Origin of the sequence: Microbacterium sp. MEC084, from assembly GCF_004514465.2 — a bacterium.
In the GTDB taxonomy this organism is placed as follows: Bacteria; Actinomycetota; Actinomycetes; order Actinomycetales; family Microbacteriaceae; genus Microbacterium.
On sequence record NZ_MYFP02000003.1, the window covers coordinates 192983 to 217386 of the forward strand.

General features: G+C 73.4%; 22 protein-coding genes. 16 read left to right on the top strand and 6 right to left on the bottom strand.

The window, feature by feature from the left end; all coding sequences use genetic code 11:
- Window positions 1–12 precede the first annotated feature (12 nt).
- Complete coding sequence (locus B5M43_RS05115) at window positions 13–882, bottom strand: A/G-specific adenine glycosylase (RefSeq protein WP_134745732.1); 870 nt, start codon at window positions 880–882, stop codon at window positions 13–15.
- 200 nt (window positions 883–1082) lie between these two features.
- Between B5M43_RS05115 and B5M43_RS05120 the strand changes: the two genes are divergently transcribed.
- Window positions 1083–2126, top strand: coding sequence for a hypothetical protein (locus tag B5M43_RS05120; RefSeq protein WP_134745731.1), 1044 nt, complete (start codon window positions 1083–1085; stop codon window positions 2124–2126).
- Window positions 2127–2268: 142 nt separating this feature from the next.
- On the top strand, window positions 2269–2952 hold the full coding sequence (locus B5M43_RS05125; protein ID WP_055993194.1) for a hypothetical protein: 684 nt from the start codon (window positions 2269–2271) through the stop codon (window positions 2950–2952).
- A gap of 17 nt (window positions 2953–2969) precedes the next feature.
- Here B5M43_RS05125 and B5M43_RS05130 read toward each other — a convergent pair whose 3' ends face one another.
- Window positions 2970–3416 carry a GNAT family N-acetyltransferase gene (locus B5M43_RS05130; RefSeq protein ID WP_134745730.1) on the bottom strand — a complete coding sequence of 149 codons (447 nt, stop codon included), beginning with the start codon at window positions 3414–3416 and terminating at the stop codon, window positions 2970–2972.
- Between the two features lie 133 nt (window positions 3417–3549).
- Here B5M43_RS05130 and B5M43_RS05135 point away from each other — a divergent pair, with 133 nt between their 5' ends.
- Genes B5M43_RS05135 through B5M43_RS05155 form a run of 5 tightly spaced genes read left to right on the top strand, consistent with a single transcriptional unit; the run spans window position 3550 to window position 7059 of the window.
- Window positions 3550–4263 (top strand): hypothetical protein, encoded by a 714-nt coding sequence (locus B5M43_RS05135; RefSeq protein ID WP_134745729.1) that lies wholly within the window; start codon window positions 3550–3552, stop codon window positions 4261–4263.
- Window positions 4264–4300: 37 nt separating this feature from the next.
- Window positions 4301–5212, top strand: coding sequence for a tRNA pseudouridine(55) synthase TruB (gene truB / locus B5M43_RS05140; protein ID WP_134745728.1), 912 nt, complete (start codon window positions 4301–4303; stop codon window positions 5210–5212).
- Window positions 5209–5577 (top strand): hypothetical protein, encoded by a 369-nt coding sequence (locus B5M43_RS05145; protein ID WP_055993202.1) that lies wholly within the window; start codon window positions 5209–5211, stop codon window positions 5575–5577. Before truB ends, B5M43_RS05145 begins: the two co-directional genes overlap by 4 nt.
- 49 nt (window positions 5578–5626) lie before the next feature.
- Window positions 5627–6085 carry a hypothetical protein gene (locus B5M43_RS05150; RefSeq protein WP_055993204.1) on the top strand — a complete coding sequence of 153 codons (459 nt, stop codon included), beginning with the start codon at window positions 5627–5629 and terminating at the stop codon, window positions 6083–6085.
- Entirely contained in the window at window positions 6082–7059 is a 978-nt protein-coding gene (locus B5M43_RS05155; protein WP_055993206.1) for a bifunctional riboflavin kinase/FAD synthetase, read from the top strand. The genes B5M43_RS05150 and B5M43_RS05155 overlap by 4 nt, the downstream gene beginning before the upstream one ends.
- Before the next feature lie 170 nt (window positions 7060–7229).
- Here the strand turns inward: B5M43_RS05155 and deoC are convergent, their stop codons facing one another.
- A complete protein-coding gene (deoC, locus tag B5M43_RS05160) occupies window positions 7230–7967 on the bottom strand; it encodes a deoxyribose-phosphate aldolase (protein WP_134745727.1) in 738 nt (245 codons plus the stop codon).
- Between the two features lie 86 nt (window positions 7968–8053).
- Between deoC and B5M43_RS05165 the strand changes: the two genes are divergently transcribed.
- The 4 genes from B5M43_RS05165 to B5M43_RS05180 all read left to right on the top strand — a co-directional run bounded on the left by B5M43_RS05165 (window position 8054) and on the right by B5M43_RS05180 (window position 14623).
- Window positions 8054–10375 (top strand): cation-translocating P-type ATPase, encoded by a 2322-nt coding sequence (locus B5M43_RS05165; protein ID WP_134745726.1) that lies wholly within the window; start codon window positions 8054–8056, stop codon window positions 10373–10375.
- A 59-nt stretch (window positions 10376–10434) separates the two neighbouring features.
- Window positions 10435–11070, top strand: coding sequence for a hypothetical protein (locus B5M43_RS05170; RefSeq protein WP_055993212.1), 636 nt, complete (start codon window positions 10435–10437; stop codon window positions 11068–11070).
- Between the two features lie 300 nt (window positions 11071–11370).
- Window positions 11371–13515, top strand: coding sequence for a DEAD/DEAH box helicase (locus B5M43_RS05175; RefSeq protein WP_134745725.1), 2145 nt, complete (start codon window positions 11371–11373; stop codon window positions 13513–13515).
- 79 nt (window positions 13516–13594) lie between these two features.
- Window positions 13595–14623: an ATP-dependent 6-phosphofructokinase gene (locus B5M43_RS05180; RefSeq protein WP_055993216.1), complete on the top strand. Its 1029-nt coding sequence runs from the start codon at window positions 13595–13597 to the stop codon at window positions 14621–14623.
- A gap of 118 nt (window positions 14624–14741) precedes the next feature.
- On the opposite strand, the gene B5M43_RS05185 is transcribed toward B5M43_RS05180, so the two are convergent.
- A complete protein-coding gene (locus B5M43_RS05185; RefSeq protein ID WP_055993218.1) occupies window positions 14742–15674 on the bottom strand; it encodes a hypothetical protein in 933 nt (310 codons plus the stop codon).
- A gap of 185 nt (window positions 15675–15859) precedes the next feature.
- The gene (locus tag B5M43_RS05190; protein ID WP_134745724.1) at window positions 15860–18025 is read right to left on the bottom strand and encodes a S9 family peptidase; all 2166 of its coding nucleotides are present in this window, start codon (window positions 18023–18025) and stop codon (window positions 15860–15862) included.
- 194 nt (window positions 18026–18219) lie between these two features.
- Here B5M43_RS05190 and B5M43_RS05195 point away from each other — a divergent pair, with 194 nt between their 5' ends.
- From B5M43_RS05195 to B5M43_RS05215, 5 genes are all read left to right on the top strand, one after another.
- The gene (locus B5M43_RS05195; protein ID WP_134745723.1) at window positions 18220–19461 is read left to right on the top strand and encodes an inorganic phosphate transporter; all 1242 of its coding nucleotides are present in this window, start codon (window positions 18220–18222) and stop codon (window positions 19459–19461) included.
- Window positions 19458–19784 carry a peptidase gene (locus B5M43_RS05200; protein ID WP_134745722.1) on the top strand — a complete coding sequence of 109 codons (327 nt, stop codon included), beginning with the start codon at window positions 19458–19460 and terminating at the stop codon, window positions 19782–19784. The genes B5M43_RS05195 and B5M43_RS05200 overlap by 4 nt, the downstream gene beginning before the upstream one ends.
- Before the next feature lie 52 nt (window positions 19785–19836).
- A complete protein-coding gene (locus B5M43_RS05205; protein ID WP_134745721.1) occupies window positions 19837–20748 on the top strand; it encodes a phosphodiesterase in 912 nt (303 codons plus the stop codon).
- A gap of 87 nt (window positions 20749–20835) precedes the next feature.
- Window positions 20836–22314, top strand: coding sequence for an aspartate ammonia-lyase (locus tag B5M43_RS05210; RefSeq protein ID WP_055993229.1), 1479 nt, complete (start codon window positions 20836–20838; stop codon window positions 22312–22314).
- A gap of 245 nt (window positions 22315–22559) precedes the next feature.
- On the top strand, window positions 22560–23471 hold the full coding sequence (locus B5M43_RS05215) for a methylenetetrahydrofolate reductase (protein ID WP_134745720.1): 912 nt from the start codon (window positions 22560–22562) through the stop codon (window positions 23469–23471).
- Window positions 23472–23495: 24 nt separating this feature from the next.
- On the opposite strand, the gene B5M43_RS05220 is transcribed toward B5M43_RS05215, so the two are convergent.
- Window positions 23496–24365, bottom strand: a complete 870-nt coding sequence (locus B5M43_RS05220; protein ID WP_134745719.1) for a fumarylacetoacetate hydrolase family protein — start codon at window positions 24363–24365, stop codon at window positions 23496–23498.
- Between the last annotated feature and the right edge of the window lie 39 nt (window positions 24366–24404).

Sequence of the window (24404 nt, forward strand, 5' to 3'; positions counted from 1 at the left end):
CCGCGCGGGCGGTCAGCGGGGCAGGTGCAGGACGCCGTCCTCGGACTCCACGAGGCCGTCGTCCAGGAGGGTCAGGATGGCCCTGTCGCGCTGGAGCGCGTCCGGCCAGTCCGGGATCACGGCCTCGTGCGGCAGCGACCCGGCCTCGCGCAGGGCGCGCAGGACCGCGCCGCGGGCCTGGCGGTCGCTGCCCTCGTACCGCGCCTGACGGCGGCGCACGTCGGGCGTCTCCGGAGAGCCCGCGCGCACCCACGCGCACAGGTCCCGCACCGGGCACTCGCCGCAGCGCGGGGAGCGGGCCGTGCAGATCACGGCGCCGAGCTCCATGGCGGCCGCGTTCATGACGGCCGCGCCGGCGTCGTCAGGCGGCAGCAGCGCCTCCATGTCGTCGAGGTCCCGGCGGCTCGGGGCCCCGGGCTGCGCCAGCCCGTGCACCGCTCGGGCGATCACCCGCCGGGTGTTGGTGTCGACGACCGGGTGCCGGTCGCCGTACGCGAACGCGGCCACGGCCCGCGCCGTGTAGTCGCCGATCCCGGTCAGCGCGAGCAGCGCGTCCACGTCGCGCGGCACCTCGCCGGCGTGCCGGTCCCGGATCTCGACCGCCGCCCGGTGGAGCCACAGCGCCCGGCGCGGGTACCCCAGGTTCGCCCACTGCCGCACGGCCTCGGCCGGCGGATCGGCCGCCAGGGCCGTCGGCGTGGGCCAGCGCTCGAGCCAGGCCTCCAGGCGAGGGATGACCCGCGCCACGGGGGTCTGCTGCAGCATGAACTCGCTCACGAGCACACCCCACGCCCCGAACCCGGGCGCGCGCCAGGGCAGGTCGCGCCGCGCGCCCTCGTACCACGGGGTGAGGCGCTCGGCGACCGGCGGGGCGGAGGGCATCCATCCAGGCTAAGCGGGGCGCGCGCACGCGCGGGGACGGCAGCCCGGAGCGGCATGCCGCACCCCGCCGAAAGGCGGACAGACAGCGGGGACGCGGCGCCCTAGCGTCGAGTCGAACCCCCGGGAGGGACCATGGACATCGACCGCCGGATCGCTCGCACCGCCGTGGCCGCGGCGCTGCTGCTCGCCACGCTCTCCGGATGCGCCACCACGGCGGCCGGGTCGCCCCGGGGTCCGCGGACGGAGCCGACCCGGCGACCTGGGTCGTGGACGCCGCGCGGATGGGCCCCATCGAGCTCGGGATGTCCGAGGAGGCGCTCCGCGACGCGGTCGCGGGGCTCCCGTTCCAGGCCGAGACCGGCGGGGGAGGGCAGCCGGCGCTGCACCGGCTGGTGGTCGAGGCTGACGGCGAGATGGGGCTCCTCCAGGTCTCCGTCGATGCGGCGGACGGCGTGGAGGAGATGACCCTGATCACGGGTGAGACCTCGGTCAGGACCGTCTACGGGTCGCTGTCCTCCGCCCCGGCGCCCCAGGTGAGCCTCTCGGCCTTCCCCCGCACGAGCGAGGGCATCGGCATCGGCTCCAGCCTCGCGGACGCCTACGAGGCGTACCCCGGGGCCGTCGAGGACGATCTGTTCGGAGACGACGGCGCGACGCGGCTCGTCACGGAGGGCACGCCCGGGGCGTCGCCCACCGGCCTGGTCCTGTCCATCACCGGCATGACGCAGACTCCGGGGTCGGGCGTCGTCGACGCGATGACGGTCACGGCCCCGTCGCTCGCGGTGCCGTATCAGACCCCCGCGGACCCGGCGACGTGGCACGCGACCGGCATGGACTTCGGGACGCTCTGGCCGGATCGGCCCTGGTCGGAGATCGCCGCCGAGACGCGACTGGTCTTCGCGGGGCTCGCACCCGGGGCGGATCCGGGCCCGGGCCCAGCGGCCGCCGAGCTGCGGATCCTGCCGGTGGCCGTGGACGGCCGGCGCGGCGACATCGTGGCGTACCTGGACGAGACGGAGGGGCTCCAGGGCTCGGCGCTCCTCTTCCTGGAGGCGCCGCTCGAGACCGACGAGGTGCTCGAGCCTCTCGAGCTGTCGGCGATGCCGTACGGACTCGAGGGGCTCACGGTCGGATCCACGCGCGCCGAGCTCGAGGAGTTCTCGCCCGGGGGGGCGTCGGGCGGCTCCCGGGAGGCGCCAGCACCTTCCGTCCGTTCGGCTCCGTTCCGGGGGAGCCGGACCTGATCTTCCTGCTGGGTGACGACGATGTCGTCTTCGGGTTCGTCACGACCGAGCATGCGGGCTGACGAACCGCCGGCCGGCCGGGGCTGTTCCCGCGGCGGGGCACGGCGTAGCGTCGAAGCAGCGAAGCCGAAGGGGAGAAGCCATGATCCTGCATCGACGCCGGACCGCAGCCGGAGCGGGCGCGCTGCTCGCGCTCGCCGTCACGCTCGCGGCCTGCGCGACCCCGACGGGCGGCGCGGGCGGGGTCACCCCGAGCGCGTCGGCCGCACCCAGTGCCGAGCCGAGCGTCGCGCCGAGCCCCTCGGGCTCCCCGGCGGACGATGACGCCGAGGAGGATCTCTCGGATCCGGGCAGCTGGGAGATCGAGGACGGCGAGGTGGGCCCGATCGAGATCGGCGAGGACTTCGCGGAGGCGCTCGGCGAGCTGCCGCCGGACGCCTGGTTGAACGAGGACCGGTGCGCGTGGACCGCGTTCTGGAACGAGCCGGGCGGCGCCTACATGGTGTGGTTCTCGCGCGATGCGCAGACCGACGCCGGGCCGGTGCAGACCGTCGCGGTCGAGTGGGGACCGGACCGGATCGCGGACGTCGGCCCGCGGGTCGACGACACCGGGATCGGGCTGGGATCGACGCGCGACGAGGTCCTCGCGGCGTTCCCGGGCGCGGAGGAGACGCCGTCCGCGATCGAGGGCCGCAGCTTCCTGCGGATCGCGGACGACGAGCCGGACGACGGCACGCTGTTCTTCGAGTTCCTGGAGGGCCAGGAGGGCGCGCAGGCGGTCGTCCTGACGACCGCCGCCGAGCCGTCGTACGAGGTGTGCGCCTAGACGGCGCTCTCGCGACGTCAGGCCGGGCGGACCATCGGCAGGTGGGGGATGCCGTCCTCGAGGAACTCTGGGCCGTCGGGGGCGAAGCCGAACCCGGCGTACCACTGCGCGAGCTGAGACTGCGCGTCCAGTCGGATGGTGCGCCCGGCGCAGTCGGTCAGCGCACGGCGGATCAGCTCGCCCGCGAGGCCCCGCCCGCGCGCATGCGGCGCCGTGGCGACCCGGCCGATCCGGCGGTCCTCGCCCGAGCCTGCCGGGCGGTCGTGGAGCACGCGGATGGTGGCGAGCACGTCGTCGCCCTCGGCCACCCAGTGCAGGAGCGCGGTCGGCTCGAGGTCCCGCGCGTCGAGCTCGGGATACGCGCAGTCCTGCTCGACCACGAACACGTCCACGCGCAGCTTCAGGATCCGGTACAGGACGTCGGAGGGGATGTCGCGGAGTGCGGCGGCGTGGAACTCGGGCACCGGGTCAGCCTAGCCGCGCCCGCACATGCGGCAGGCGTTATGCGACCGTGACCGGTCGGCATGAAGCGCGCGCGCCGCGCGCGGCAATAACCAGAGAGAAGGGCGGAACGGTCCGCCCGGAGGGGGACCCATCATGATCCGCATCTCGCGTTCCGCCCGCGCCTCGGCCGCCGGCGTCGCCATCGTGCTCGCGCTCGCGGGCTGCGCCACCCCGGCCGGCCCCGGGGCCGCGCCGTCGACGACCGCGCCGGCCCCGGCGACCTCGGCGCCGGCAGAGACGCCGACGCCGAACCCGAGTGCGACCCCGGCGCCGGACCCCGGCGACATCTCGGCGTGGGTGATCACCGAGGAGGCGATCGGACCGTTCGAGCTCGGCATGCCGTGGGATGAGGCGGTCGCTCTGGCCGACGAGCTCGGCTGGGACCTGCAGTACGCGCACCAGGAGGAGGGCTGCGCCGCGCACGTGGGGCTGCCCGACACCGACGGGCCGGGCGGTCTCGGCCTGCGCGTGTGGAAGGGCGACGGCGTCGTCTACGACCTGACGCTCTCGGACGACGGCGGACTCGCGGAGGGCACCCCGGTGCCGGAGACCGCCGAGGGCATCACGCTCTTCAGCCCGCTGGACCAGGTGCGCGCCGCCTACCCCGGAGCGAGCGAGGGCGAGGTGGTGCCGACCGCCGAGCGGAGGTTCGTGAGCGTCGACGCGGACGGCCAGGACGGCGCGATCCACTTCGAGCACTTCGTGCGCCAGGAGGGCGTCGACTACGGCACGGACGGACCCGTGGAGGGGATCGTGCGCTCCGTGTCGGTCAACGCGGTCGGGCAGCCGGCGTACGAGCACTGCTGACCGGGGGCCGGGGCGGGGGACGCGTACGCTGGAGGGCATGCGTCCCGCGTCCGGCATCCTGCTCGTCGACAAGCCGGGCGGGGTCACCAGCCACGACGTGGTCGCCCGCAGCCGGCGCGCGTTCGGCACCCGCAAGATCGGCCACGCCGGCACGCTCGACCCCATGGCCACGGGGCTGCTCGTGCTCGGGATCGAGGGCGCCACGCGCCTGCTGACGTTCCTGGTCGGGCTGGACAAGACCTACGAGACCACCATCCGGCTCGGCCAGGCGACCACGACCGACGACGCCGAGGGCGAGGTCGTCGCGACCGCGGGAGCCGACGCGCTCGCCGCGGCCACGGACGAGCGGATCGCCCAAGGCGTCGCCGCGCTGACGGGCCGCATCTCGCAGGTGCCGAGCACCTTCTCGGCCATCAAGGTCGGCGGGAAGCGCGCGTATGACCTGGCCCGTGCGGGCCAGGACGTGGAGCTGAAGGCCCGCGAGGTCACGATCTCGCGCTTCGCGGTCGACGCGATCCGCCGCTCCGGCGACGCGATCGAGCTCGACGCGACGATCGACTGCTCGTCGGGCACCTACATCCGCGCTCTCGCGCGCGACCTGGGCGCCGCGCTCGGCGTCGGCGGGCACCTGACCATGCTGCGTCGCACGCGCATCGGCCCGTTCGACCTGGCCGGCGCCGCCTCGATCGACACGCTCGCGCCGGACTCGGCTCCGGTCGGGCTCCTGCTCGAGCCCGCCGAGGTCGCCGCGCGCGTGCTCGGACGCCTGGACGTGACCGCCGACGAGGCGCGCGACCTCCGCCACGGCAAGCGGCTCGAGGGCGCGGGCGGCCGGATGACCGGCGCGACCGCGGCGGCGATCGATCCCGATGGACGGCTCGTGGGCATCCTCGAGCGTCGCGGCGACGCGCTCAAGAGCGCCATGAACATGCCGGAGGAGCAGCGGTGATCCTGTGGTTCACGATCGTCCAGGTCGTCGTCGCGGCGGCCGCGGGCCTGCTGTGCGTCGTGCTGGGACTGGCCGGGCGCCGCCCGAGCGACGTGTCCGTCGGCGCGCTCGTGCTCGTGGAGCTGCTGCTGATCGCTCAGGTCGTGATCGCGGTCGTGGCGCCCTTCGCGGGCAACCCGCCGACCGGCAGCGTCCTGGAGTTCTGGACCTACCTCGTCTCCGCGGTGCTGCTGCCCGCGGCGGGCGTCGTGTGGGCGCTGCTGGAGCGCAGCCGCTGGAGCACCGTGATCCTGGGCGTGGTCGCCCTTTCGATCGCGGTCATGGTGTGGCGCATGCAGACGATCTGGACGCTTGGGGTCGGCTGACCTCCGCGTCCGGCGGCGTCCCGCGCGGCGGAACTAGACTGGTCGGGCTATGACCGCTCCCGCGAATGCCCCCGCCCGCTCCGCGCGTCGCATGACCGGCATCGGCCGCGTGCTCGTGTTCGTCTACGGAGTCATGGCGCTCGCCGCGACCGGGCGTTCGTTCGTCCAGATCGCGGAGCGCTTCGCGGAGGCGCCGCTCGCGTACTCGCTGTCGGCCGCGTCGGCCGTGGTCTACATCCTGGCCACGCTCGCGCTGGTGTTCGCGCGGCGCCCCGGCTGGTACACGGTCGCGTGGATCGCGATCGGCTTCGAGCTCGTCGGCGTGCTGGTCGTCGGCACGCTCTCCGTCGTGCTGCCCGAGCTGTTCCAGCACCCCACGGTGTGGTCGCTGTACGGCATCGGGTACGTGTTCGTCCCGCTCGTGCTGCCGTTCTTCGGGCTCTGGTGGCTCATCACCCACCGCACGCCCGCATCCGGGGCCGACCGCGCGGGGGAGGAGGCGCGATGATCCTGTTCGAGGACGTCGCCGACATCCCGGCGGACTTCGGCCCGACCGTGATCGCGATCGGCAAGTTCGACGGCGTGCATGCCGGGCACCGCGCGCTGATCGAGAAGATGCTGGTGGACGCCGCGTCCACGGATGCGCGGACGGTCGCCGTCACGTTCGACCGCAACCCGCTGGCCCTGCTCGCCCCGGAGCGCTGCCCGCGCTCGCTGGTCGGCGTGACCCAGAAGGTCGAGCTGCTCGGCCGCACCGGCATCGACGCCACGCTCATGCTGCGCTTCGACGAGGCGCTCGCGTCCGAGGAGCCCGAGGCGTTCGTGCGCCGGGTCATCGTGGCCGGCCTGCACGCGCAGCGCGTGCTCGTCGGCAGCGACTTCCGCTTCGGCCGCGGCGGCGCGGGCGACGCCGCCCTGCTGCGCCGGATGGGCGCCGAGCTGGGCTTCGCGGTCGAGGAGGTCGCCGACGTGGCCAGCGCCGAGGACGGCCGCCGCGTCTCGTCGACGTGGATCCGCGAGCTGCTGGACGCCGGCGACGTGGAGCGCGCGGCCAAGCTGCTCGGCCGGTATCCGGCGGTCACGGGCGAGGTGGTGCACGGCCTCAAGCGCGGACGCGAGCTCGGCTTTCCCACCGCGAACCTCTCGCCCGACACCGAGGGCTACGTGCCGGCCGACGGCGTCTACGCAGGCTGGCTGATCGAGCGCTCGCCGCAGGGCGTGCTGCGCTCGGGCGCGCGGTATCCGGCGGCGATCTCGGTCGGCACCAACCCGACGTTCGACGACGTGGACGTGCCGCAGGTCGAGGCCTACGTGATCGATGAGACGGGGCTCGACCTGTACGGCCGCCGCGTCGAGATCCAGTTCGTCACCCGCATCCGCGGCATGGTGGCGTTCGAGGGGGTCGACAAGCTCGTCGAGCAGATGACCGACGACGTCGTGCAGGCGCGCCTCGCCCTCACGGACGCGGCCGCCGGCCGCTGAGCGGCGGATCACCGCGCCTCACGACCCGCTCAGTCATCGGATCGAGGGCGCGGTCGCAGGACCTGAGGGGCAGAAGTGCCGTCGGGAGCCTCACCAGGCACTTCCGTCCCACCGACCCGACGACCGAGCATCGGATCCGTCGACTGGGTGGTTCCGCTTACGCCGCGAAATCAGTACGACGATGTGTCCTCGCTGCCCGTGGCCGCGCGGCCCTCGGCGCGGGCGCGGAGCTCGCCCAGGATGGTCGCGCTTGCGCTGGTGCCGAGGCGCGTCGCGCCGGCCTCGAGCATCGCGATCGCGGAGTCGAGACCGCGCACGCCGCCCGACGCCTTGACCTGCACGGCGGGGGAGACGCTGTCGCGCATGAGGCGCACGTGCTCGACCGTCGCGCCGCCGCCCGCGAAGCCCGTCGAGGTCTTCACGAACGTCGCGCCGCCCGCCTCCGTCAGCCGGCTGCCGCGCGCGATCTGCTCGAGGTCGAGGTAGCTGGTCTCGAGGATGACCTTGGTCACGTGCCCGCCGGATGCCGACGGCCCGCCCGCCGCCTCCACGACGGCCGCGATGTCGGCCTGGACGAGGTCGTCCTCGCCCGAGCGCAGCGCGCCGATGTGGACGACCATGTCGAACTCGGTGGCGCCGTCGTCCAGCGCGCGGGCCAGCTCGGCCGTCTTCGCCGCGGTCGACGTGGTTCCGTGGGGGAAGCCGATGACCGTGCCGACGGCCACGCCCGTGCCGTCGAGGCGGCGCACCGCGTACGCGATGTCGCTGGGGCGGACGCAGACGCTGAACACGCCCCACTCGGCGGCGATCTCGAGCTCGCGATCCACGTCGGCGCGCGTGAAGTCGGGCTTCAGGATCGCGTGGTCGATGGTGGCGGCGACGGCCTGCTCGGTCAGCTCGATGCTCATGCCCCCAGCCTACGGCTCCGATGGTGCGGGAATACCCCAGGGGGGTATCATGGTTGTGGCCGGCGACCCCGAAGGAGGGAAGCATCATGACCGAGATCGCCCCCGGCGCGTCCGCCGATCAGCACCGCGCCCACGGCACGCCCGCGGCTCAGAGCCGCGCCGTCGTGCTGGAGATCGAGGGGATGACGTGCGCCAGCTGCGTCGCCCGCGTCGAGAAGCGCCTCGCGCGCGTCCCCGGAGTGACCGCCGCCGTCAACCTCGCGACCGAGTCCGCCAAGGTCGACGTCCCGCAGGGCGTCGCCGACGATGAGCTCGTCGCCGCGGTGCAGGCCGCGGGCTACGACGCCCGCGTCCGCGCGGTCGCACCCCCGGCCGAGGACCACGCGGCTCACGAGCATGCCGCCGACGAGACTGCCGCTCACGAGTCCGAGCACACGGAGCACGCGGAGCACGGCGCACACGATCACGACGTCGAGGACGAGCCCGGCCGGACGACCCTGCGGACGCGGCTGATCGTCGCGGCGGCGCTGAGCGCGCCCATCCTGCTCGTGTCGATGGCGATGCCTCTGCAGTTCCCGGGCTGGCAGTGGCTCGCTCTCGCGCTCACGGCCCCGGTCGTGCTGTGGGCCGGATGGCCGTTCCATCGTGCGACGCTGCGCAACGCGCGGCACGGCGCGGCGACCATGGACACCCTGATCACCCTCGGTACGATGGCCGCGCTCCTCTGGAGCGCGTGGGTGACCGTCACGGGCGGCATGCACGTGTACTTCGAGGTGGCGGCCGTCGTGACCACGTTCCTGCTGCTCGGGCGCTTCATCGAGCAGCGCTCCAAGCGGCGCGCCGGCGCCGCGCTCCGCTCTCTCATGGAGCTCGGCGCCCGCGACGTGACCCTGGCGGACGCCGAAGGCCGCGACGGCGCCACCGTGCCGATCGAGCGGCTCCGCACCGGCGAGCGCTTCGTCGTCCGCCCCGGCGGGACCATCGCGACCGACGGAGTCGTCGAGCACGGCGAGGCGGCGGTCGACGCCAGCATGCTGACCGGCGAGTCCGGGCCGGTCGCCGTCGGACCCGGCGCATCGGTGACCGGCGGCACGATCGCGACCGACGGGCGCCTGGTCGTGCGCGCCACGGCGGTCGGCGGCGACACGAGGCTGGCCCGGATCGCGGCGCTGGTCGAGGACGCGCAGGCCGGGAAGTCGCAGATCCAGCGCCTCGCGGATCGCATCTCGGGCGTCTTCGTGCCCGTCGTGATCGGCCTCGCGGTCCTCACCTTCGCGGGCTGGCTGCTGGCCGGGCAGCCGGTCGAGGCGGCCTTCGTGGCCGCGGTCGCCGTGCTGATCATCGCGTGCCCCTGCGCGCTCGGCCTCGCGACCCCGGTCGCGATCCTGGTCGGCACGGGGCGCGGGGCGCAGCGAGGCATCCTGATCACCGGCCCGGAGGCCATCGAGACGGCGGGCCGGATCGACACGATCGTGCTCGACAAGACCGGCACCGTGACGAGCGGGCGCATGTCGGTGCGCGACGCGGTGCTCGCGGGCGGCGCCGACCGCGCCGAGGCGCTCCGCGTGGCGGGCGCGCTCGAGTCGGGCTCGGAGCACCCGATCGCGCGGGCCGTCGTGGCCTTCGCGACCGAGGCACAGGGCGACGTCCTGCCGCACGCGACGGGCTTCCGCAGCCACGCGGGGCGCGGCGTCACGGGCGTCGTCGAGGGCCGGGAGGCCTTCGCGGGGAGCCCGGCCTTCGCCCTCGAGCGCGGCGCGCGGGTGCCGGCCGAGCTCGAGGCGGTCGCGCGCGACGCCGAGTCGACCGTCGTGGTGGTGGGATGGGCCTCGGCCCCCGGCATGAACCCGACGGCGCGGGCCGCGCTGCTGGTCGGCGACACCGTGCGCGACGACAGCCCCGCCGCGATCGCGGCGCTGCGCGAGCTGGGGCTCGAGGTGGTGCTGCTCACGGGCGACGCGGAGGGCGTGGCGCGCGCGGTCGGGCGGGAGGTCGGCATCGATCGCGTGATCGCCGGGGTCTCTCCGGAGGGCAAGGTGGACGAGATCCGCCGTCTGCAGGCGCAGGGCCGTCGCGTCGCGATGGTCGGCGACGGGGTCAACGACTCCGCCGCGCTGGCCGCGGCCGATCTCGGCATCGCGATGGGCGGCGGCACCGACGCGGCCATGAACGCGAGCGACATCACGCTCGTGCGCGACTCGCTGGGTGCCGCCGCGGACTCCGTGCGGCTGTCGCGGCGCGTGCTCGGGATCATCCGGGGCAACCTGTTCTGGGCGTTCGGCTACAACGTCGCGGCGATCCCGCTGGCGGCGCTCGGCCTGCTGACGCCGATGATCGCGGGCGCCGCGATGGCCTTCTCGAGCGTGTTCGTCGTGCTCAACAGCCTGCGGCTGCGCGCGTTCCGCTGAGCGCCGAGGGTCGGCCCGTCGCTGCGGGCCGGCCCTCGACGGTGGGGCAGGATGGGGCCATGCGCCCCGTCCGCCTCGCCGTGTCCGCCGCCGTCGTCGCCGCGGCCGGGATCGCGCTCGCCGCGTGCGCGCCCGAGCCGGATCCGGGCGCCACGAGCCCCGCGCCCTCGGCCGCACCGACCACCGAGGCGCCCCGGAGCCCGGAGCCGACCGCGAGCGAGACCCCGGCGCCCGAGCCGACCGGCTCCGCCGGCGCGCTCCCGGCCGACTGCGCGTCGGCCTACTCGCCGCAGATGGCCGATCGCCTCCGGGAGGCGTTCGGGCAGCTGAATCCCGAGGGCGGCTCGTACAACACGCACTTCATGGGCGACCTCTACGACATCGTCCAGCCGCTGCCGACGCTGACCTGCCTGTGGTCGCCGCCGGGCGAGGTCGCGCTCATGACCGACGCGATCCTCGTCGCTCCGGACCGGGCGGATGACATCCGCGCGGTCCTCAGTGCGAACATCCCCGGCTGCCAGGACACGGGCGGCGACTTCGTCTGCGTCAGCGAGTCCGAGCAGACGCAGGGCGCGAAGCGGACGGAGTACCACGTGCTCCATGGCGACCTCCTCCTGCTCAGCGCCGGATTGAACGCCGACTTCACGCTCGTCCAGGAGGCCGTGGCCGACATGATCGCGACGATCGAGGGCTGACGCGGGAACCCCATCCGGGCACGCGCCGCGTCTCATCCAGAAATCCGGGGCCGGCATGGCATAAACTGGGGGAGCAGGTTCCTCGCCCCCGACGCGTTCTCGACGCCAGGGTGATCCTCACGGGCGTCACCGCGCCGGCCGGAACCGCGTTCTCGTCGCCGGATCGCCACCGCGCATCCGGCGGTCGCAGCCCGCGACGTCGCCGCATCCGCGGCTCCGGGAACGCCGCGCACGACTTTCGACCGTCGGGCCGCACCGCCTGCGTCCGGCACCCGGACGGTCTCAACGCTCAGGAGGAGCATGCCGACCACGGCACCCGCGCGACAGCGCAAGAAGTCCGGGACCTCGCGCCGCGACGACGAGGCCCCGCTCATCCCGATCCTCGCCCGCAAGGTGCGCGAGGTCGAGGCGAAGGCCCAGCGCGGCAAGCTCGGCCCCACCAACCGGACGAAGTTCCAGGTGATCGCGTTCCTCGTGCGCGAGGAGCGCGCCCGGGTGAAGGCCGACGCCGAGCTGACCGACGCCGCACGCGCCGAGCTGCTCAAGCGCCTCGACGGCGTCGCGACCATCCTGGCCAAGACGGCCGCGCGCGACACGTCGCTCATCCAGCTGCTCGAGGTCGACCAGGCCACGTCGCCGGTCGCCCGCCGGATGCGCCGCGACTGGCTGCTCGAGTCGGGCGCCGACCTGCCGCCCGAGGAGCTCGTGATCGCCGACGTGAAGCCGGTCGTGCAGAGCACGCTCGTGCCGCCGGCCGCCGCGGAGCGCCAGGTGACGCCGCCGCAGATCGAGGCTCGCATCGAGTCGAACCCCTTCCTCGCGCCGGACTTCACGCGGCGCGCGGGCGGACCCACCCCGCGCCGCCGCCTCGACGGCTGGGAGCTCATGGGGCCGCTGTACAAGGCGTTCGAGCAGGGCGCCGGCGGCGGCTCTGCCACCATGGAGCTGCCTGAGGTGCCGGAGTTCGACCGGCTCTCGCCCAAGGGCCTCGAGATCATGGCCCACCAGGCCCGGTTCCTCGAGGCCGTGCGCGCGGGCCACCGCACGTTCCTGCTCGCGGACGAGCCGGGCCTCGGCAAGACCGCCGAGTCGGTGCTGGCGGCATCGGTCGCCGACGCCTACCCGCTGGTCGCCGTGGTCCCGAACGTCGTGAAGATGAACTGGGCGCGCGAGGTCGAGCGGTGGACGCCGCACCGCCGCGCGACCGTGATCAACGGCGACGGCGCCGACATCGACGCGTTCGCCGACGTCTTCATCGTGAACTACGAGATCCTGGACCGTCACCTCGGCTGGCTGGCCAAGATCGGCCTGCGCGGCATGGTCGTCGACGAGGCGCACTTCATCAAGAACCTGTCGTCGCAGCGTTCGCAGAACGTGCTGGCGCTCGCCGCGAGCATCCGCGAGAGCACGCCGGGCGGCGATCCGCTGCTCATGGCGCTCACGGGGACGCCGCTGATCAACGACGTCGAGGACTTCGACGCCATCTGGCGCTTCCTCGGCTGGACCAACGGCGACAAGCCCGGCCCGGAGCTCATGGAGAAGCTCGACGCGACCGGGCTGACGCCCGCCGACAAGGCGTTCTACCCCGCGGCCCGCGACGCGGTCATCTCGATGGGGATCGTGCGCCGCCGCAAGAAGGACGTGGCCAAGGACCTGCCCGACAAGCTCATCGCCGACCTGCCCGTGCAGCTCGACGACGAGTTCGGGCGCGGCATCCGCGAGGCGGAGCGCCAGCTCGCCGCGCGCCTCGCGGCGCGGTACCACCGCATCATCGAGGCCCGCGGCGACCGCGGGCTCGCGCACGGCGAGATCGACGAGGACATCGTGCGCCTCGTCGCGCAGGGCGAGCTCGAGGAGTCGAAGGCCGCCGGCACCGAGGGCGACAACGTCTTCACGATGGTGCGGCGGATCGGCCAGGCCAAGGCGCAGCTCGCCGCCGACTACGCGGCGCAGCTGCAGCGCTCGGTGGGCAAGGTCGTGTTCTTCGCCAAGCACATCGACGTCATGGACCAGGCAGAGGCGCACTTCGCCGCCGCCGGGGTCAAGAGCGTCTCGGTGCGCGGCGAGCAGACCGGCGCGGTGCGCCAGGCCGCGATCGACGCGTTCAACAACGACCCCGAGGTCGGCGTGGCGGTCTGCTCGCTCACCGCGGCGGGCGTGGGCGTCAACATGCAGGTCGCGTCGAACGTCGTGCTCGCGGAGCTGAGCTGGACCGCCGCCGAGCAGACGCAGGCGATCGACCGCGTGCACCGCATCGGCCAGGACGAGCCCGTCACCGCGTGGCGCATCATCGCCGCGCACACGATCGACACCAAGATCGCCGAGCTCATCGACCAGAAGCAGGGCCTCGCGGCCCGCGCCCTGGACGGCGAGGCCGTCGACCCGACGTCGAGCGACTCGGTGCAGCTCGCCGCGCTCATGCACGTGCTGCGCAGCGCTCTCTGATCCTCGCCCGCGCTCCTCGCCCGCCGCGGGCGGGGAGCGCGGGAAATGAGCGCCTCGCTCCTGCCCTAATGTCGAAGACATGAAGATCGGAATCCTCACGTCCGGAGGTGACTGCCCCGGACTGAATGCGGTCATCCGCGGCGTCGTCCTCAAGGGCACCACCACCTACGACCTCGAGTTCGTGGGCATCCGCGACGGCTGGCGCGGTGTCGTCGACGCGGACTTCTTCCCGCTCACCCGTCACGAGGTCAAGGGCCTCGCGAAGGTCGGCGGCACCATCCTGGGCACCAGCCGCACCAACCCGTACGAGGGCGAGCGCGGCGGCGCCGAGAACATCAAGGCCACCCTCGACGAGCACGGCATCGACGGCATCATCGCGATCGGCGGCGAGGGCACCCTCGCGGCCGCCGACCGCCTCTCGAAGGACGGCATCAACGTCTTCGGCGTGCCGAAGACGATCGACAACGACCTCGGAGCCACCGACTACTCGTTCGGCTTCGACACGGCCGTGAACATCGCCACGGAGGCCATGGACCGCCTCCGCACCACGGGCGACTCGCACCAGCGCTGCATGGTCGCCGAGGTCATGGGCCGTCACGTCGGCTGGATCGCCCTGCACGCGGGCATGGCGGCCGGCGCCCACGTGATCTGCATCCCCGAGGTCCCGCTGTCGATGGAGGAGATCTGCGCGCAGGTCACCTCGGCGTTCGAGCGCGGCCGTGCGCCCCTCGTCGTCGTGTCGGAGGGCTTCAAGCTGAAGGGCCAGGAGGAGGCCTACAGCGACAAGGGCCTCGACGCCTTCCACCGCCCGCGCCTCGGCGGCATCAGCGAGGTGCTCGCGCCCGAGATCGAGCGGATCACGGGCGTCGAGACGCGCGCCACGGTGCTGGGTCACATCCAGCGCGGCGGCTCGCCGTCGGGCTTCGACCGCGTGCTCGCCACGCGCCTCGGCCTCCACACCGCGGACGCCGTGGTGGAGGGCGCCTGGGGCCACATGGTGGCGCTGCGCGGCACCGACATCGTCCGCGTGCCGTTCGCCGACGCGCTCGGCGAGCTCCACACCGTCCCGCTCTCGCGCTACGAGGAGGCCGCGGCCCTCTTCGGCTGACCCTCCCGCACGAAGGCCCCTCGACGTGTGCGGCGTCGAGGGGCCTTCGCCGTTCCCACCCATGTCTCACTTCGTGCCGGAATCCCACCCGAATTCCGACACGAAGTGAGACACGGGATCAGCTCGAGTCTCCCGGGCGCCATCCCCGCTCCAACAGGGCCTCCCTGACCAGGGAGACGGCGCGCGGCGCCGCGCCGCGCACGTGGTGCGCGAGGATGCGGACGTGGCGCCAGCCCGCCGCACGGATGGCCTCCCACCGATCCGCATCCCGGCGGAACTGCCCGACGTCCTCTGCGTGGACCCGGCCGTCGTACTCGGGGGCCACGCGATACCGGACATAGGCCTGATCGAGGCGCGCGATGTGCGTGCCGTGATCGTCGTAGATGTCGTGGTTCAGATCGGGCTCCGGAAGTCCGCCGCGCACGAGCACGAGGCGGAGGCGGGTCTCGCCGGGAGACTCCGCGCCCACCCGGGCGTGCCGGATCGCGCTTGCGAGGACGCCTCCGCGCAGGTCGCCCATGAGCCGCACCTCGTCTCGCAGCTCATCCAGCGTGGCGAGCCCGTTCGCCGGCAGGATCATGTGGTCGGCGGCGATGACGAGATCGTCGTGCGTCCAGGTCTGCGCCGCCTGTCGCCACGCCCGCACGGGCGACTCCACGCGCAGACCGGGCGCGCTCTCGCTCCATGCGGCCTCGCGCCTCTGCAGCCGGTGGCGTTCGATGCCCGCGATCCGGGGCGGGTAGTGGGGACGATGCGTCGCGACGTGGATGGGGATCCGGCCGTCGAATCGCGGTGTGGGAACGCCGTGAAGCGCGAGTGCGGTCTCTCCGCTGTAGAACTGGTCCGGGCTCATCCGCGGTGCGTACTCGAGGCATCGCTCGAGAAGGGCCGTGGGCGCGTCGGCCGAGGCGCTCGTGCGCAGCCCGCGGTACGGCTGCGCCAGATCGCTCGCGCCCAGCCGCCGCGGGCTGACGCCGAGGCGCCGCGCCTCGGCGACCGAGAACGAGCCGGCCCTCAGTTCCGGCGGGAGCTGCGACGGGGTGCGTGCCATGACACCACGTTGCGACCCGCACCGGTGCGGCCGGTGGCTCATCCGGCGCCCGCGGGACAACGCCACTCCGCCCGCCTGCTGGGGACGATGCCCCCGCGGTCCCGTGTCTCACTTTCGCGCGGAATACGGGCGGGATTCCGCGCCGAAGTGAGACATGGATGGGGGCGCCGGACGCCCCCGCCGGGTCAGGCCTCGGCGACGCCGAGCACGTCGAGGAGCCATGCGAGCTGGAACGCCCGCTCGCGCCACGAGTTGTAGCGGCCGCTCACGCCGCCGTGGCCCGCGACCATCTCGCACTTGAACAGGGCGTCGGCGCCGACCTCGCGCAGGCGCGCGACCCACTTGGCGGGCTCGACGTAGAGCACGCGGGTGTCGTTGAGCGAGGCCATCGCGAGGATGCGCGGGTACGCCACCCCCTCCCGCACGTTCTCGTACGGCGAGTACGACTTCATGTACTCGTACACCTCGCGGTCGTGCAGCGGGTCGCCCCACTCGTCCCACTCGATCACCGTGAGCGGGAGCGAGGGATCCAGGATGGTCGTGAGCGCGTCGACGAACGGCACGTCCGCGAGCACACCCGCGAACAGCTCGGGGGCGAGGTTCGCGACGGCGCCCATCAGCAGGCCGCCGGCCGAGCCGCCCTCGGCGACCATGCGCTGGGGGGTCGTGTATCCGCTCTCGACCAGGTGCCGCGCGACGTCGACGAAGTCGGTGAACGAGTTGCGCTTGGCGCCGAGCTTGCCGTCCTCGTACCACTGGCGGCCCATCTCGCCGCCGCCGCGCACGTGCGCGACCGCGAACACCACGCCGCGGTCGAGCTCCGACAGCCGGGCGACCGAGAACGACGGGTCGATCGAGTGCTCGTACGACCCGTACCCGTACAGGTGCACCGGGCGGATGCCCGCGCCGGGCTCGCCGAACGAGCGCTTCCACACGAGCGACACCGGGATGCGGGTGCCGTCCTGGGCGGGCGCCCACAGGCGCGCCTGCCCGTAGTCGGCCGGGTCGTAGCCGCCCAGCACCTCGACCTGGCGCCGCAGGATGAGCTCGCCCGGCTCGCCGTCGCGCACGAGGCCCGGATCGGCATCGGGCAGGACGTACTCGAACACCGATCCCGGCGTCGTGAACGAGCCGTATCCGATCCGCAGCACGGGCGGCGCCCACTCCGGGTTGGAGCCGAAGCCGGCGGCGTACAGCGGCTCGTCGAACGAGATCTCGGTGAGCGCGTGCGTGCGGTAGTCCAGCAGCGCCACGCGGGGGAGCCCCTCGCGCCGGTACTCGACGACCGCGAAGTCGCGGAAGCAGTCGACGTCGAGCAGGCGGCGGCCCGGCTCGTGCGGGAGCACGGTCTCCACGACGTCCGGCGCGCCGACGCGGGCGCGCACCAGCTCGAAGTCCAGCGCGCCGTCGTTGTGCAGGATGTAGAGCCAGTCCTCGCCGTCGATCACCGCATGGTCGACGCCGTACTCGACGCCCTCCCGGCGCGGCCACACCAGCCGCGGCCGGGCCTCGGGGTCGGTCGCCACGGTCGCGGCGTCGAGCATGGCGACCTCGCTCGTCACGCTCGAGCCGGACTCGACGATCAGGAACCGGTCGCTGCGGGTCACCCCGGCGCCGACCCAGAAGCGCTCGTCGTCGTCGCGGTAGATCTCGCGGTCCTCGTCGCGGCCGGCCCGGCCCACCGGATGCAGCCACACGCGGTCGGGGCGCCACGCGTCGTCGACCGTCGTGTAGACGATGTGCGTGCCGTCCGGCAGGAAGTGCGAGCCCGAGAACGTCCCCTCCAGCACGTCCGGGAGGACCTCGCCCGTGACGAGGTCCTTCACGCGCACGGTGTACCGCTCGTCGCCCGCGAGGTCGACGCCCCACAGCATGCGGGTGCCGTCGTTGGAGACGTCGAACGACCCGAGCGAGAAGAACTCGTGGCCCTCGGCCTCCACGTTGGCGTCGAGCAGCACCTGCTCGCCCGGCACCTCCACCTCGGGGCTGAGCACCGGGGGAGTCCAGTCGTCCGGCCCGGCGATCGGCGCCCGGCACTGGATGCCGTACTGCTTCCCCTCGATCGTGCGGCCGTAGTACCACCAGTCGCCGCGCCGGCTCGGCAGGCTCAGGTCGGTCTCGCGCACGCGCCCCTTGATCTCCTGGAAGATCCGCTCCCGCAGCGGCTCGAGGTGCGCGAGCGCCGCGTCCGTGTGGGCGTTCTCGGCCTCGAGGTGCGCGATCACCTCGGGGTCGTCCTTGGCGCGCAGCCAGTCGTAGGGGTCCTCGAACGTGTCGCCGTGGTGCGTGCGCGCCTGGGGGCGGCGGGCCGGCTGCGGCGGGGTGGAGGCGGCGGGATCGGTCGGGCTCACCCGACAACGCTATCCGCCGGGGCCGCCCTGTTCGATCGCACGTGCGCGGATGCTCCGCGCGGTTTGACCGCCCCGGCCGCGGATGCGAGGATCGGTCACGGTCTGGTTGCCAGACGCTGAACACCCGGTGAACTCTTCGTTCGCCCCCCGCCGCTCTCGGCGGAGGCATCCCCTGCGTATCCGGAAGGCGGACGGTGGAAACCGCAGCCCTCATCGTGGTGCTGGTCATCGCGCTCGCACTCTTCTTCGACTTCACCAACGGCTTCCACGACACCGCCAACGCGATGGCCACGCCCATCGCGACCGGCGCGCTGAAGCCCAAGGCCGCCGTCACGCTCGCCGCGATCCTGAACCTCGTCGGCGCCTTCCTGTCGACCGAGGTGGCCAAGACCATCTCCGGCGGCATGATCCGCGAGGAGGAGATCGCCGGCGACGTGTTCCCCTCGCTGATCTTCGCGGGCCTGATCGGCGCCATCACATGGAACATGCTGACCTGGCTGCTCGGCCTTCCCTCGAGCTCGTCGCACGCGCTGTTCGGCGGCCTGATCGGCGCCACGCTCGTCGGCTTCGGCCTGGCCGGGATCGACTTCGGCGTCGTGATGTCCAAGGTCGTGCTGCCCGCGCTGCTGGCCCCGCTCACGGCCGGGATCATCGCGTTCGCGCTGACGAAGGTCGCGTACGCCGTGACGCGGCGCTACGACGGCAAGCCGGACGGCCGGGCCGGGTTCCGGTGGGGCCAGATCTTCACGTCCTCGCTGGTCGCGCTCGCGCACGGCACGAACGACGCGCAGAAGACCATGGGCGTCATCACGCTCGCGATGATCGCGGCCGGATGGCAGTCCGCCGAGCACCACGAGCCCCAGCTCTGGGTCATCGTCTCGGCCGCCGCCGCGATCGCGCTCGGCACCTACGTGGGCGGATGGCGCATCATCCGGACGCTCGGCAAGGGCCTCACCGACGTCAAGCCCGCGCAGGGCTTCGCGGCCGAGACGTCCACCGCGGCGACGATCCTCGCCTCGAGCCACCTCGGCTTCGCGCTGTCGACCACGCAGGTCGCCTCCGGCTCCGTCATCGGCTCCGGCCTCGGGCGGCGCGGCTCGGAGGTCCGGTGGCGCACGGTCGGCCGGATCATGGTGGGCTGGCTGCTCACGCTCCCCGCCGCCGGGGCCGTCGGCGCGCTCGCCGCCCTCGTCGTGGTGTGGACCCAGGCGGCCGGCCTGGGCGTGGTCGGCGTCGCGATCGACGCGCTGCTCGCGATCGCGATCATCGCCTACCTGTATCTGCGCTCGCGCCGCGACGAGGTCCACGCCGGCAACGCCATGAGCGAGGTCGCCGAGTCCGGGCTCGCGGTCAAGGTCGACGAGAACCCGCCGCCCACGCCCCGGCAGCGCCGCAGGCTCGCGCAGCGCCAGGCCGAGAAGGAGTCGAAGAAGTGACCATCGACTGGCTCGCGTTCCTCCAGGTGTTCCTCGCCGCGCTGACGGCCGGCGTGGTCGTCGTGGGGTTCTACGCGCTCGGACTGCGGCTGCTGGCGCGCAGCGGCCGGATCCCCGTGGCGCTTCCCGCGACCTTCACGGACGCGATCACGGTGCTCTCGCCCAAGCAGATCAAGCGGGCCGAGAAGTCGGCCGCGAAGGCGGCGGCGAAGAGCCCGCTGACCGAGGGCGCGAAGCGCCTGTCGCTCATCGGCGCGTTCGCGTGCTTCGCGGTGTGCGCCCTGGCGGTGGGGTCGGGCATCCTGCTCATCGTGCTCGGCTGAGGCCGGCCCGCAGCCGCGCGCTCTCGTCGCCGGCCGTCGCTAGGCTCGCCTCATGCAGTTCGGTCAGTATGCGCCCGCTCGCCGGACGATCGTCCACCTGAGCGACACGCACCTGCTCGCGGGGAACGCGCCGCTCGGCGGGCGCTACGACACCGAGGCGAATCTGATGCGCACCCTCGCCCGCGTCGAGCAGCTCACGGCCGACGGCGCCGTGCGACCCGACGCGCTCGTCTTCACGGGCGATCTCACCGACCTCGGCGAGCCGGGCGCGTACGCGCGGCTGCGCGAGCTCGTCGAACCGGTCGCCGCGCGGATCGGCGCGCCGGTCGTCTGGGTCGCGGGCAACCACGACGAGCGTCCGGAGCTGCGGCGGGATCTGCTCGGCCTGCCTGCCGGCCAGGAGCCCGTGACGGGCGTGTGGGATCTCGGCGGGCTGCGGCTCATCGCGCTCGACACCTCGGTGCCCGGCTGGCACCACGGCGAGATCGACGCGGCGCAGCGCGAGTGGCTGCGGGCCCAGCTGGAGGCTCCCGCTCCGCTGGGCACGATCCTCGCCCTGCACCACCCGCCGCTGCCGAGCCACGTGCCGGTGTTCGACATCCTGGAGCTGCGCGACCAGCCGGCGCTGGCCGAGGTCCTCGCCGGCAGCGACGTCCGCGCCATCCTGGCGGGGCACCTGCACTACTCGATGAGCGGCACGTTCGCGGGCATCCCGGTGAGCGTGGCGTCGGCGTCCTGCTACACGATGGACGTCGCGCTGCCGCCCACGCGCGTGAACGGCATGGACGCGGGCCAGACGTTCCACCTCGTGCACGTGTACGACGAGACCGTCACCCACACGGTCGTGCCGGTCGACGCGGACGACGCCGCCGCGTTCTTCGGGCCCGAGTGGTACGACCGGATCGCGCGGATGACGCGCGAGCAGCGGCTCGAGCTCTTCTCGCGCAAGCCCCCGCGCGGCTGAGGCGGGCGCGCCTCGCCGCGCGTAGGCTCGGTGACGACCCCCGCACCACCGGCGGCTTCGCATCGCCGCGATACCTGAGGACCAGTCATGGCCGACACCACTTCCGCGCGCTCGACGGCGAGCGCGACCCGCACCGAGACCGACTCGCTGGGATCGATGGAGATCCCCGCCGACGTCTACTGGGGCATCCACACCGCACGGGCCGTCGAGAACTTCGACATCTCCAAGCGCCCGATCTCGGTCTACCCCGAGTTCGTCGTGGCGCTCGCGATGGTCAAGCAGGCCGCCGCGCGCGCCAACCGCGAGATCGGCGTGCTCTCGCCCGCCAAGGCCGACCTGATCGACCAGGCCGCGCAGCGCGTGATCGACGGCGAGTTCCACGACCAGTTCGTGGTGGGCGTCATCCAGGGCGGCGCCGGCACGTCGACCAACATGAACGCGAACGAGGTCATCACCAACATCGCGCTCGAGATCGCCGGACGCGAGAAGGGCGACTACGCGTACCTCTCGCCGATCGACCACACCAACCGCAGCCAGTCGACCAACGACGTGTACCCGACGGCGATCAAGCTGGGGCTGTCGCTCGTCCACGTGTCGCTGCTCGAGGAGCTCGATCTGCTGCGGCGCGCCTTCCTCGCGAAGGCGAACGAGTTCCACGACGTGCTCAAGGTCGGGCGCACGCAGCTGCAGGACGCCGTCCCGATGACGCTCGGGCAGGAGTTCCACGGCTTCGCCACGACGCTGGGGGAGGACCACCAGCGGCTCACCGAGAACGCGTCGCTGCTGACCGAGATCAACCTGGGCGCCACCGCGATCGGCACCGGCGTGACCGCGCCGCGCGGCTACGCGGAGTCGGCGCGCAAGCATCTGGCCGACATCTCGGGCCTGCCTCTGACCACGGCGACGGACCTGGTCGAGGCCACGAGCGACACCGGCGCGTTCATGTCGTTCTCCTCGTCGCTCAAGCGCAACGCCATGAAGCTGTCGAAGATCTGCAACGACCTGCGGCTGCTGTCGTCCGGCCCCCAGGCCGGGTTCGGCGAGATCAACCTGCCGCCGCGCCAGGCCGGATCGAGCATCATGCCCGGCAAGGTCAACCCGGTCATCCCGGAGGTCGTGAACCAGGTCGCGTTCTCGGTCGCGGGCGCGGACATGACCGTGACCATGGCGGTGGAGTCGGGTCAGCTGCAGCTGAACGCGTTCGAGCCCGTGATCGCGCACTCGATCCTGCAGTCCATCATCTGGATGCGGCAGGCGATGCGCACGCTGCGGGTGAACTGCGTCGACGGCATCACGGCGAACCGCGAGCGCCTCGGGGCGATGGTGGGGTCGTCGGTCGGCGTCGTGACCGCGCTGACGCCGTTCATCGGCTACGCCGCGGCGGCCGCGCTCGCGAAGGCCGCGCTGCTCACGAACCGGAACGTGGCGGACCTGGTCGTCGAGGCGGGCCTGATGGACCGCGAGGAGGTCGAGAAGCAGCTGTCGCCCATGCGCCTGTCGGGAATCGAGGCGATCACGGCCGCCGTACCGGTCGTCGCGCCCGAGGACCTGCCGACCACGAACTGAGCCTGCGCCCGCGAGGGCCCCGCAGCGGACGCTGCGGGGCCCTCGCGCGTTTCGGGGTCCCACGCGGCGGGAGAGTGGTCTAGCCCAATCTCTCGGTCGGGTAGGATATTGAAATACGTCGTCACACGATTGGGGCCGCCCGGAGGGGTCGGCCTACCGTGTGGGGCGGTGGCCTCCGCACCCCCGGGCGGACGTCACAGCAGTGCTCGTCCCTCCGCCCGCACGCTCTCCCCCGAGGTCACACAATGTCGCAGGCTCCGCACCTCCCGCCCCCCGTCTCATTCGAGATCACGCCCGCGCGACGCACCGAGGATGCGCCCGAGGTGGAGCGCGCGGCGAGCGCGCTCGCCGCCGCCGCGCCGTCGTTCATCTCGGTGCGCACCGGCGCCGCGGGGGTGTGCCAGGAGCGATCGCTCGCGCTCCTGCGGCACGTCCGCGACACGGCCGGGGCGCGGCCCGTCGGCCACATCACCGGGGGCGGCCTTGCGCGGGCCGAGCTCACGGAGCGCATCGAGGCCCACCTCGCCGCCGGCGTCCGCGACTTCCTCGCCGTGCGCGGCGACGCGCCCCGCGCGGTGCGCGCGCGGCCGGGGATCGAGACCCCGGCGGCCATCCGGCTGCTGCGCCGGATCGCCGCGGCGCAGGGCCTCGAGGTCGCGGTCGGCGTCGCGGCGCACCCGCACGGCAAGGCCGGCGTCACCGACTCGCACGGGGACGTGGCGGCGCTGCTCGCCAAGCAGGCGGCCGGGGCCGCCTTCGCCCTCACGCAGGTCGTCTTCGACGCGGCCTCGTACGCGTGCTACGTGGCGCGGGCGCGGCGGGCGGGCGTGACGATCCCCGTCATCCCGGGCATCATGCCGATCGCGTCTCCCGCTCGCCTGCGCCGGATCACGGCGCTCACGGGCGTGCAGGCGCCCGTCGCGCAGGTGCTCGAGCTCGAGAACGAGCAGGACCCGCGCCGCTGGGAGGAGATCGCGGTCGCGCGAGCCGTGCGGCTGGGGCGCGATCTGCTCGACGCGGGGGCACCCGCGCTGCACGTGTACTCGCTCAACCGGCCCGAGACCGCGCTCGCCGTGGCGGCGGGACTGCGCGGCGAGACGGACGCCGCGATCCGGGAGGCCGCAATCCGGGACCCGAGGGGCGCGCTGGTCGCCTGAGCGGCGCGGACCGCGCGCCGCGCGTCAGTCGATGACGCGGCAGTGGGTGGTGAGCTCGCCGATGCCGTCGATGCCCACGGTGACCGTCGAGCGGTCGCGCATCAGCACCTGCGGCGTGCGCGAGTAGCCCGATCCGCCCGGGCTCCCCGTGGAGATCAGCGTCCCCGGCAGCAGCGTGATGCCGTGCGACAGGTGCGCGATGAGCTTCGCGACCGAGCGCACCATGGTCCCGGTCGAGGCGTCCTGCATCGTGTGGCCGTCGAGCACGGTCCAGATGTGCAGGTCCTGCGGGTCGGGGACCTCGTCGGCCGTCACGACGTACGGGCCGACCGGCGTGAACCCGTCGAACGACTTGGCGCGGCACCACTGCGACTCCGAGTACTGCACGTTGCGGGCGGTGATGTCGTTGACCACGGTGTAGCCGAACACGTAGTCCAGCGCGTCCGCCTCGGCGACGTCGCGCGCCGGGCGTCCGATGATGACCCCCAGCTCGGCCTCGTAGTCGACCGCCTCGCTGAGCGAGCGCGACCAGGTGGTGGTGCCCTCGTGTGGCGCCAGCGAGTTGGGCCACAGCGTGAAGACCGTCGGGGTGTCGTCGGTCTTCAGGTTGAGCTCGCCCGCGTGCGCCGAGTAGTTGAGACCCACCGCCATGATGGACGGCGGCGTCAGGACGGCCGGGGCGAACGCCGCGTCGTCCATGCTGATCCGATCGCCCGCGCCCGAGGCGGCCGCCTCGCGCACCGCGGCGAGCAGGTCGTCCCCGCCCGCGATGAGCTGCTCGAGCGTGCGGGGACCGTCGGGAAGGAGCGACGGCACGGGCACCGCACCGTCGCCGTCGACGAGCACGAGGGTGGGGGCGTCGCCCCCGGGGAGCACGACGTGGGCGAAACGCATGCCTCCAGGCTAGCCGTGATCGGCGGGCGCTCCCCTCGG

What these genes read in the sequence shown, in the direction of transcription:
- truB (WP_134745728.1), top strand. Translation starts at nt 4,301, where the DNA reads ATGCGTCCCGCGTCCGGCATCCTGCTCGTCGACAAGCCGGGCGGGGTC.
- B5M43_RS05135 (WP_134745729.1), top strand. Translation starts at nt 3,550, where the DNA reads ATGATCCGCATCTCGCGTTCCGCCCGCGCCTCGGCCGCCGGCGTCGCC.
- B5M43_RS05150 (WP_055993204.1), top strand. Translation starts at nt 5,627, where the DNA reads ATGACCGCTCCCGCGAATGCCCCCGCCCGCTCCGCGCGTCGCATGACC.
- B5M43_RS05155 (WP_055993206.1), top strand. Translation starts at nt 6,082, where the DNA reads ATGATCCTGTTCGAGGACGTCGCCGACATCCCGGCGGACTTCGGCCCG.
- B5M43_RS05115 (WP_134745732.1), bottom strand. Translation starts at nt 882, where the DNA reads ATGCCCTCCGCCCCGCCGGTCGCCGAGCGCCTCACCCCGTGGTACGAG.
- B5M43_RS05215 (WP_134745720.1), top strand. Translation starts at nt 22,560, where the DNA reads ATGTCGCAGGCTCCGCACCTCCCGCCCCCCGTCTCATTCGAGATCACG.
- deoC (WP_134745727.1), bottom strand. Translation starts at nt 7,967, where the DNA reads ATGAGCATCGAGCTGACCGAGCAGGCCGTCGCCGCCACCATCGACCAC.
- B5M43_RS05165 (WP_134745726.1), top strand. Translation starts at nt 8,054, where the DNA reads ATGACCGAGATCGCCCCCGGCGCGTCCGCCGATCAGCACCGCGCCCAC.
- B5M43_RS05205 (WP_134745721.1), top strand. Translation starts at nt 19,837, where the DNA reads ATGCAGTTCGGTCAGTATGCGCCCGCTCGCCGGACGATCGTCCACCTG.
- B5M43_RS05120 (WP_134745731.1), top strand. Translation starts at nt 1,083, where the DNA reads ATGCGCCACCACGGCGGCCGGGTCGCCCCGGGGTCCGCGGACGGAGCC.
- B5M43_RS05210 (WP_055993229.1), top strand. Translation starts at nt 20,836, where the DNA reads ATGGCCGACACCACTTCCGCGCGCTCGACGGCGAGCGCGACCCGCACC.
- B5M43_RS05175 (WP_134745725.1), top strand. Translation starts at nt 11,371, where the DNA reads ATGCCGACCACGGCACCCGCGCGACAGCGCAAGAAGTCCGGGACCTCG.
- B5M43_RS05125 (WP_055993194.1), top strand. Translation starts at nt 2,269, where the DNA reads ATGATCCTGCATCGACGCCGGACCGCAGCCGGAGCGGGCGCGCTGCTC.
- B5M43_RS05170 (WP_055993212.1), top strand. Translation starts at nt 10,435, where the DNA reads ATGCGCCCCGTCCGCCTCGCCGTGTCCGCCGCCGTCGTCGCCGCGGCC.
- B5M43_RS05185 (WP_055993218.1), bottom strand. Translation starts at nt 15,674, where the DNA reads ATGGCACGCACCCCGTCGCAGCTCCCGCCGGAACTGAGGGCCGGCTCG.
- B5M43_RS05180 (WP_055993216.1), top strand. Translation starts at nt 13,595, where the DNA reads ATGAAGATCGGAATCCTCACGTCCGGAGGTGACTGCCCCGGACTGAAT.
- B5M43_RS05220 (WP_134745719.1), bottom strand. Translation starts at nt 24,365, where the DNA reads ATGCGTTTCGCCCACGTCGTGCTCCCCGGGGGCGACGCCCCCACCCTC.